7 protein-coding genes are annotated in these 6961 nt (G+C 53.6%); 3 read left to right on the top strand and 4 right to left on the bottom strand.

The genetic code is table 11. The features are described from left to right. Positions 1-179: 179 nt before the first annotated feature. On the top strand, positions 180-545 hold the full coding sequence (locus FDW95_RS14755) for a DUF805 domain-containing protein (protein WP_115257427.1): 366 nt from the start codon (positions 180-182) through the stop codon (positions 543-545). A 106-nt stretch (positions 546-651) separates the two neighbouring features. On the opposite strand, the gene yhaJ is transcribed toward FDW95_RS14755, so the two are convergent. Further along, positions 652-1548 carry a DNA-binding transcriptional regulator YhaJ gene (gene yhaJ, locus FDW95_RS14750; RefSeq protein WP_115257426.1) on the bottom strand — a complete coding sequence of 299 codons (897 nt, stop codon included), beginning with the start codon at positions 1546-1548 and terminating at the stop codon, positions 652-654. Between the two features lie 104 nt (positions 1549-1652). Here yhaJ and FDW95_RS14745 point away from each other — a divergent pair, with 104 nt between their 5' ends. Continuing rightward, positions 1653-2354 carry a pirin family protein gene (locus FDW95_RS14745; RefSeq protein ID WP_115257425.1) on the top strand — a complete coding sequence of 234 codons (702 nt, stop codon included), beginning with the start codon at positions 1653-1655 and terminating at the stop codon, positions 2352-2354. 25 nt (positions 2355-2379) lie between these two features. After that, complete coding sequence (locus FDW95_RS23200) at positions 2380-2541, top strand: hypothetical protein (protein ID WP_170973002.1); 162 nt, start codon at positions 2380-2382, stop codon at positions 2539-2541. A 54-nt stretch (positions 2542-2595) separates the two neighbouring features. On the opposite strand, the gene FDW95_RS14740 is transcribed toward FDW95_RS23200, so the two are convergent. The 3 genes from FDW95_RS14740 to tdcG form a co-directional block, all read right to left on the bottom strand. Next, positions 2596-3906 (bottom strand): serine dehydratase subunit alpha family protein, encoded by a 1311-nt coding sequence (locus tag FDW95_RS14740; protein ID WP_115257424.1) that lies wholly within the window; start codon positions 3904-3906, stop codon positions 2596-2598. A 24-nt stretch (positions 3907-3930) separates the two neighbouring features. Next, complete coding sequence (locus tag FDW95_RS14735; protein ID WP_096755569.1) at positions 3931-5262, bottom strand: amino acid permease; 1332 nt, start codon at positions 5260-5262, stop codon at positions 3931-3933. Positions 5263-5543: 281 nt separating this feature from the next. Then, positions 5544-6908 (bottom strand): L-serine ammonia-lyase, encoded by a 1365-nt coding sequence (tdcG, locus tag FDW95_RS14730; RefSeq protein ID WP_115257423.1) that lies wholly within the window; start codon positions 6906-6908, stop codon positions 5544-5546. Between the last annotated feature and the right edge of the window lie 53 nt (positions 6909-6961).

Raw genomic sequence — 6961 nt, 5'->3', positions numbered from 1 at the left:
CGCTGAGGTGAACGGAACCCTGAGGCGGAATCACATGTTCTCCATAATGTTTAACTGACAAGCAATGCTCCGATGTGGGCAAATAATTAATACGACAAATATTTACCACCATTTCATTCGCAGCTATTCTTAATTTGATTACTTTAAAAACAAGTGATTGAACGCAAAATGAGGCGCAAATGGATTGGTATCTAAACGTTCTTAAGAACTATTTTGGTTTTGGCGGCCGGGCTCGGCGCAAAGAGTACTGGATGTTTGTTCTGGTCAACATCATCTTTTCTTTCGTACTCAGCATCCTGGACAACATGCTTGGCTGGCAACGCGCCGGGGGAGAAGGCGTATTAACGACGATTTATGGTGTGCTGGTATTTATACCGTGGTGGGCAGTGCAGTTCCGTCGTTTGCATGACACCGACCGTTCTGCATGGTGGCTGCTGATCCTGTTGATCCCCATCATTGGCTGGTTGGTTATCATTATTTTCAACTGTCAGAACGGCACGCCGGGTAGCAACCGCTTCGGTGCAGACCCTAAACAACTGTCCTGACGTAGCACGTAGAGATGCCTGATGGCGCTGCGCTTATCAGGCCTACAACCTACTCCGTTTTGTAGGCCGGATAAGGTGCTTGCACCGCATCCGGCTTAACCCCACCTTATTTCCCCGCAAACAGCTTCGGAATTTCCCGCAGACACCAGGATTTGGCCTCACCCATACTGTCCCGTCGCCAGGCCATGATGATATCAATTTCGTTGGTGGACTCCGGGCTCACCACGCGCAAACGACCTGCGGCAATATCCTCTTCCACCAGCGGATACGGCATGGTCGCCACACCCAGCCCGGCCAACAGCGCCTGGCGCTTATCTTCGATTGAACTCACCGTCAGGCGCGGCTGTTTATCCAGTAACTGGACGGTCAGCACCGGGCGCTCACGGGCGGTATCCGCCACCGCAATGCCCCGGTATTTCACTCGGGTCACTTCCGACAACGGCTCCGGCTCCTGATGGATAGGATGATCCGGCGCGGCCACGTAGACGTTCATCAGCGTGTACAGCTTGCGGGAATTAATTTCTGACGATGAACGAAAATGCATATCCGGGGCGATCACGATATCCGCCCTTCCCTGCTCCAGGCGTTCCCATGCCCCAGCCAGCACCTCAGTGATCACTGAAAGCTGAGTATTGGCCTTCACGGCGAGCCGGTCGATGAGCGGAAAGAACGCTGCCGTGGGTACCAGCGCTTCGGTGACGATCGTCAGATGCGTTTCCCAGCCGCGGGCCAGCGCTTCGGCATCGGTGGTCAGCTTATCAGCCGCCTCGAGCAGCACGCGCCCACGTTCCAGTAGCATGCGTCCAACGTTAGTAAATTTTGTGCGATGGCCTGAGCGGTCAAACAACACCACATCCAGCTCTTCTTCCAGCTTTTGCATGGTATAGCTGAGAGCGGAAGGAACGCGCCCCAGTTCGTCCGCCGCAGCGGCAAAGCTGCCACGTCTGTCGATTGCATCCATTACGCGTAACGCTTCAAGCGTTAATGCCCTTTCTTTGGCCATGTCGTTCTCATTCAGGAAATTTGAACATACCGGGCAGAATATCTGGCTAACAATACAGCGTCCAGCCATTTAACATAAAAGGAAGTAAAGAGAGGTCAAGAAAGATGATTACTACCCGAACAGCAAAACAGTGCGGACAGGCAGACTACGGCTGGCTGCAAGCCCGTTATACCTTCTCCTTTGGACACTATTTTGATCCTAAGCTGCTGGGTTACGCCTCGCTGCGTGTTCTGAACCAGGAAGTTCTGGCACCGGGGGCCTCTTTCCAGCCGCGTACCTATCCGAAGGTGGATATCGTCAACCTGATCCTTGAAGGGGAAGCGGAATATCGCGACAGCGAAGGCAACCATGTCCGGGCAAAAGCCGGTGAGGTTTTACTGCTCGCCACGCAGCCTGGGATTAGCTACAGCGAGCACAACCTTAACAAGGATAAGCCATTAACCCGCATGCAATTATGGCTGGACGCCTGCCCGCAGCGGGAAAATGCCTGTGTACAGAAAGCCACGCTGGCGACCGGTAAGCATCAACTGATCGCCTCCCCGGACGGAGAACAAGGCAGCCTGCATCTTCGCCAGCAGGTGTGGATACACCATGTCGAATTGAAGCAAGGTGAATCACTGAGTTTTCAATTACACGGCCCCCGCGCCTATCTGCAGTCGATCCACGGCACGTTCCATGCGCTAACGGCTGGAGCAGAAAAAGAAGCGCTGACCTGTGGTGACGGCGCATTTATTCGTGACGAAGCTAACATAACATTAGTTGCCGATACGCCTTTGCGCGCTTTGCTGATAGATTTGCCCGTATAGTCAGGAAAAACAAGGGAGTACGACTATGAGCAAGAAAGCGTCAAAAAAGCGTAAGCCGGCGATCAAAGCCAAAATTCAGGACACGGTCGTCCAGACCAAAACCTTTGGCTATGAAGATATGCTGACGGAACTGGAAGCGATTGTTGCCGATGCCGAGCAAAGGCAGGAAGAAGAAGACGCCGCCTGATAAGGCGGCTCAGACTGACGCCGGGTGGCGGTTACGCCTTACCCGGCCTACAGATTAATGCGCTTTGCTGGCCATGATCTCAATGATCTGCTTGTCGGTTTCCTGCATCGAACGACATGCCAGCGCACACAGATTCGCAATAGATTGCTCGACATTATGCGCCACAATCCCTTCGTTACCGGTCACTGCCGTATCGTCCAGCGCCATGAGTACCGCCTTCCATGCCGCCGACGCGCTGGTAGACACTTTCATCGCACAGCTGTTTGACGCGCCATCGCAAATCATCCCACTCACATCGCCAATCATGCTGCTGATCGCCATAGCGATGGTGTTATAGCGCCCATCCACCAGCCATGCCATCCCCGCCGCCGCGCCCATCGCCGCCGTCGTTGCCGCACACAGAGCCGACAAGCGAGGAAGCTGATGATGGATATAGATTGCACTCAGGTGTGACAACATCAGCGCACGCGCCAGTTTTTCATCATCCGCACCAAAGTGCTCGGCCACCACCATCACCGGAACCGTGGCGGTGATCCCCTGGTTCCCGGAACCGGAGTTACTCATCGCCGGCAGCGTCGCGCCGCCCATTCTCGCATCCGACGCCGCACTGGTACGGATCAGAATAGCGGTTGAAAGATCGTTTGCCAGCAGGCCACGGGCACACTGCTTCTCCAGCGTAGCACCGATATGTAATCCCCATGTCCCGCGTAACCCCTCCTGAGACAGCGCCCCGTTTAGTTTTGCCGCCTGCAGAATAAAGCGGATGGACTCAAACGGCACCGCATTCACAAACGCCAGAATCTCTTCCAGCGAGGTGTGGGATAACACCGCCAGCGGCGAATCCAGCTCTTCATCCTGCGTCTGTTCTTCTTTACTGAACACCACACCATTATGGGTTTCGATGTGCACAATGTTGGTATGACCGCCAACAATCGTGACGCACGCCCACCCGTCACAGCTGTACACCTTAGCGCGTGAGAAGAGAATATCTTCGCAAGGTTGCTGCAGCATCACCGCCACGTTTCCGGCAGCCAGCATGGCTTTGGCGTCGGCTATGGCCTCTGCGGACGCATCCTTCAGCACTTCCAAACCCGCGTGGGCATTGCCACCCAGCGCACCCAGCGCAGCGGCGACGGGCAACCCTACCATTCCGGTGCCCGGTACGGTCACGCCCATGCCGTTTTTCATCAGGTTGGGTGAGACCCACGCATCAATGCGTTCAACCGCGCCGTTCAGCTCAGCGGATGCGACTGCCGCCGCCAAAGCCAGAGAGATAGGTTCGGTGCAGCCCAGGGCAGGTTTGACTTCTTCCTGCACCGCGCGGATAAAACAGTCCCATAATGGATTCAATGTAATCTCAAACATAGCAACGACCTTCACTCAGATAACTCAAGAAAATGCCAGGAACGGAGAAACGCACAACAGCAGGCCTGTGATGATGATCAGGTACAGGGAAGCGCCTTTATATTTGTGCAGTGCAGGAACTTTGTAGACCAGCCAGGCCGGGATCAAACAGCCCACCATGCCGAAGATTGGGCTACAAATAGAGGTGAAGCTCAGTACCGGCGCATTGAGCACAATTGCACTCCAGGCCAGTAAAATAGCGAAGACCATGATGCCGCGCTGAACGAAGATTTCGTTGATCTTCTCAGCAGGCATGTAGCGACGCAGCACATTCATCACAATACCTTGAGTCGCTTCACGGAAGCCTAAGTACACACCGAAGAACGCGGTCATCACGGCAAAGATGTTCAGAATAACGCTGACGATTTTCACCCAACCCGCGCCGTCGCCGCTAATAAACTGTGCGGCAATCGCCAGGGCGGAAATGTTCTGCTCGTAGGCTTTCACCGCTTCATCATGGCCCATTGCCAGGGTGAAAGAGACGGCGTAGAAGAAGACGGTGACAAACAGTATGCCAAACGCGATGTTCATGGCGCGCAGCGCTTTATGACGCGCGACCTCAATGGATTTTGCGCGAGAACGGTACGAGATAACCATCGGGCTTAAGGTTTGAATAAACAGAATCGAGGTCAGCGTAAAGGGCAGCGTAATAATCGCATTCTTAATCAGCAGCCCCATCGGCGGCAGCGAGCCAGCGTTATGCAAATGCCACATCCCGACCATCGACACGCCAAGGGCGGCAACGACCAGCAGCTTGGTCAACACCATGCCGGTGGAGATTTTAAACAGTAATTTTTCACCGCGTGACGAGATAGCCACCAGGATGCAAATCAGTACCAGGCCATAGAACGGGCTGTCGGACAGTAACCCTTCGGTCACGCCAAATGTATGCAGATACGAAGCGCTGTCGTTAGTGATGGCGGTGGAATAAACAAACATCCAGATAACCAACATCACAAAATACAACGCCCCTAACAGAATGCCCCAGTTTTTACCTAAATAACCGCTAATGACGCTTGGGTAATCTTTGCACTCAGGAGACTCAGCCAGCGTGTTGATGAACAGACGCTGGAACAAATACATCGCGGGATAGCCGATAATCGAGGACAGCAGGAATACCCACAACCCCATCAGACCTACCTGGACGGGAAGAAAAACAATCCCCGCGCCAATCGCCATACCGATACTCATAATGACCCAACCGGTGTCCATGCTGTCGAATTTAATGGCTTCCTGCCATTCACTTTCGGTCATTCCCGCCCGGCGCGCCGGAGCGGATGCGTCGAGTATTACGCTGTTATTCGTAGCCGTTTCCATAATTTCCCGCTTAATGTGTAGGTAGAGGTTTTTTTATTTTTTTCGTATTGCGTAAAGGCGATACGCAATTCATAAGATGCAGGCGAGCTCTTAGAATGAAGAAAATCATACGCTCAGGGTCAGAGAAAAACTTCACAAACAAAACCCTATAATCCCTACAGGTAAAGAAAGATTTTCTCTTGAAAACATCAAAGGTGGGATCGATTTCTTTTTTTGAAGCAGATTACAACAAAAAAAGGTGCACTTCTGTGCACCTTTTTGGTCATGCTATTTTGATTAACTCACATACACACTACTTTGATCGCCAGACCGCCGCGTGAGGTTTCGCGGTATTTATCGTTCATGTCTTTGCCAGTTTCATACATCGTCTCGATAACTTTATCGAGCGACACCCGAGGTTCTGACGTGCGGCGCAGCGCCATACGTGCGGCGTTAACCGCTTTTACTGCGTTGATCGCATTACGTTCAATGCACGGAATTTGCACCTGTCCGGCGACCGGATCGCAGGTTAACCCTAGGTTATGCTCCATGGCGATTTCAGCGGCAATACAGACCTGCGCCGGGCTCCCGCCAAGCAGTTCTGTCAGTCCGGCGGCAGCCATGGAACAGGCCACACCAATCTCACCCTGGCAGCCCACTTCGGCCCCAGAGATAGACGCATTCATCTTATACAGCGCGCCTATCGCCCCCGCGGCCAGTAAATAACGGGCGATGGAGTTCGCATTCACCGGGCGGCGGAACTTGTCGTAATAGGCCAGCACGGCGGGGATAATGCCACACGCACCGTTTGTCGGGGCGGTAACAACCCGGCACCCGGCGGCGTTCTCTTCGCTCACGGCCAGTGCGAACATGTTAATCCAGTCGATGACGTTCATTGGGTCACTGGACAGATTGTCGCTGGAAACCAGCAACCGACGTAATGCCACGGCGCGACGCGGAACGTTAAGCGGACCGGGCAGGACGCCTTCGGTGTTCATGCCGCGCTCGATACCGGCGTGCATGACATCCCAGATTGCCGCAAAACCCGCGTCAATCTCATCTTTACTGCGCATCGCCAGCTCGTTTTGCATCATCAGGCCGGAAACGGAAAGCCCGTTTCGCTCACACAGTTTCAGCAGCTCGCTGGCAGAATGGAAATTGTACGGCACATGCGCTTCAACGTCGTGCGCCTGACCAAAGTGATCCTCCTCAACGATAAAACCACCGCCAACGGAGTAATAGGTTTTGCTTAATAGCGTCTCGTTGCTGTTCCACGCGGTGATGCGCATACCATTTTCATGGCGCGGGAGCGTTTCGCTATGGAAGAGAATGTTCTCAGCAGGAGGGAAATCAACGATATGCGTGCCCTCTGCCACCGGGAGACGTCCGGTACGGGCCACGTCCTGGGTAAAACCCGCAATGGTATCAATCTGCACGTTTTGCGGACTGTTACCTGCGAGGCCCATCATGATGGCGACATCGGTCGCATGACCTTTTCCGGTCAGGGAGAGTGAACCATAAAGATCGACCACAATGCGCGTGGTCTGGTGCAATTCTCCGCTACTGACCAGTTGGTCGATAAAGCTTTTACCTGCGTTCATTGGCCCCACGGTATGGGAGCTGGAAGGTCCAATGCCAATCTTAAAAATATCGAATGCGCTAATCATATCCACACCCTCGGATTGCCGTTCAGTGAAGACCAGGTTTCACACTCATTAAC

This window comes from Citrobacter sp. wls718, assembly GCF_005280945.1.
GTDB classification, from domain to species: domain Bacteria; phylum Pseudomonadota; class Gammaproteobacteria; order Enterobacterales; family Enterobacteriaceae; genus Citrobacter; species Citrobacter gillenii.
This window is presented reverse-complemented; position numbering and strand designations above follow the sequence as displayed.

Bases quoted from the DNA above. Each gene is read 5' to 3' on its own strand.
- FDW95_RS14755 (WP_115257427.1), top strand. From the start codon at position 180: ATGGATTGGTATCTAAACGTTCTTAAGAACTATTTTGGTTTTGGCGGC.
- yhaJ (WP_115257426.1), bottom strand. From the start codon at position 1,548: ATGGCCAAAGAAAGGGCATTAACGCTTGAAGCGTTACGCGTAATGGAT.
- FDW95_RS14745 (WP_115257425.1), top strand. From the start codon at position 1,653: ATGATTACTACCCGAACAGCAAAACAGTGCGGACAGGCAGACTACGGC.
- FDW95_RS23200 (WP_170973002.1), top strand. From the start codon at position 2,380: ATGAGCAAGAAAGCGTCAAAAAAGCGTAAGCCGGCGATCAAAGCCAAA.
- FDW95_RS14740 (WP_115257424.1), bottom strand. From the start codon at position 3,906: ATGTTTGAGATTACATTGAATCCATTATGGGACTGTTTTATCCGCGCG.
- FDW95_RS14735 (WP_096755569.1), bottom strand. From the start codon at position 5,262: ATGGAAACGGCTACGAATAACAGCGTAATACTCGACGCATCCGCTCCG.
- tdcG (WP_115257423.1), bottom strand. From the start codon at position 6,908: ATGATTAGCGCATTCGATATTTTTAAGATTGGCATTGGACCTTCCAGC.